The organism is Agrobacterium sp. ST15.13.013 (assembly GCF_027956525.1).
Classification (GTDB): Bacteria; Pseudomonadota; Alphaproteobacteria; order Rhizobiales; family Rhizobiaceae; genus Agrobacterium; species Agrobacterium salinitolerans.
Genome location: NZ_JAQKGP010000070.1, coordinates 1 through 1,299, shown reverse-complemented (window position 1 = coordinate 1,299; position 1,299 = coordinate 1). Strand labels below are relative to the sequence as shown.

Genomic DNA, 1,299 nt, shown 5'->3' with positions numbered 1-1,299 from the left:
TGTCCGACTTGAGAGATAGGTGACGTTTTGTACCGGAGACATGGGTAACACTTTTCGCTTTGCGGGAGGTGTTGATGCCGTGGAGAGAGACTTCGGTTATGGAAGAACGTCTACGCTTTGTCGCCCGTTTGCTGGAGGGCGAAGGAATGAGCGAGGTGTGCCGGGACTTCGGCATATCGCGCAAGACCGGCTACAAGATATTCAATCGCTACAAGGACGACGGGCTTGAAGCTCTGACGGACCGCTCCCGGCGTCCGGTGCGCTACGCCAACCAACTCCCCGATCCCGTCGAGGCAATGATCGTGCGCCTCAAAAAGGAGAAGCCTCATTGGGGTGCGCGCAAGATCCGCGAACTGCTGGTGAAAAAGCTCGCTGGCGACGTCCGTATTCCGGCGAGCAGCACCGTACATGCGGTGCTCGACCGCCATGGCCTTGTGCGCCAGGCCCGCAAGAGGAACCGGGCAAACAAGGCCATGGGCACCACGCTGTCGCAAGCCGTCAATGCCAACGATCTGTGGTGCGCCGACTTCAAGGGCGAGTTCAAACTTGGGGATGGCCGTTATTGTTACCCTTTGACCGTAACCGATCAGGCATCCCGCTATCTATTGGCTTGCGAAGCCTTCGAATCGACACGAGAGCAAGCCGTGATCGAAGCCTTCCGCCGCCTGTTTGCCGAACATGGCCTGCCTCAGGCGATACGCTCGGACAACGGGCTACCTTTTGCCTCACCAAACGGGCTGTACAATCTGTCGAAGCTGTCGGTTTTCTGGTTGAGGCTTGGGATAGCGATCGAGCGCATCAAACCGGGCCATCCACAGCAGAACGGCCGGCATGAGCGTATGCATCTGACATTGAAGAAGGAGGCAACTCGCCCACCCGAACGTAGCCTTCTCCAGCAACAGGTACGCTTTGATGCATTCGTCAGCGAATTCAATGGCGAGAGGCCGCATGAGGCGATCAGCATGAAAGTGCCTGCTGATCTCTATACCGCCTCTTTGCGCCCCTACCTTGGCCTGCCGGAGATCGATTATCCCTTCCATGATCGAGACATCATCGTCACCAATTGCGGACGCGCCTGCCTCTTTCGCAAGAAGATCAATATATCGACCGTACTGGCCGGACAGAAACTGGGATTAAAGGAGGTGGAAGACGGCATTTGGCTCGTCAGCTTCATGCATTACGATCTAGGATATATCGACCTGGAACAGAGAACGCTGCAAACAATCGACAATCCGTTCGGCACGAGATTGTCACCTATGTCTTAGGTACAAACTGTTACCTATGTCTCCGGTCTGGACA

General features: G+C 55.9%; 1 protein-coding gene. It reads left to right on the top strand.

The annotated features are described in order from the left end of the window. Positions 1-74: 74 nt before the first annotated feature. On the top strand, positions 75-1,265 hold the full coding sequence (locus PL597_RS25895; protein WP_269835442.1) for an IS481 family transposase: 1,191 nt from the start codon (positions 75-77) through the stop codon (positions 1,263-1,265). The last annotated feature ends 34 nt before the right edge of the window (positions 1,266-1,299 follow it).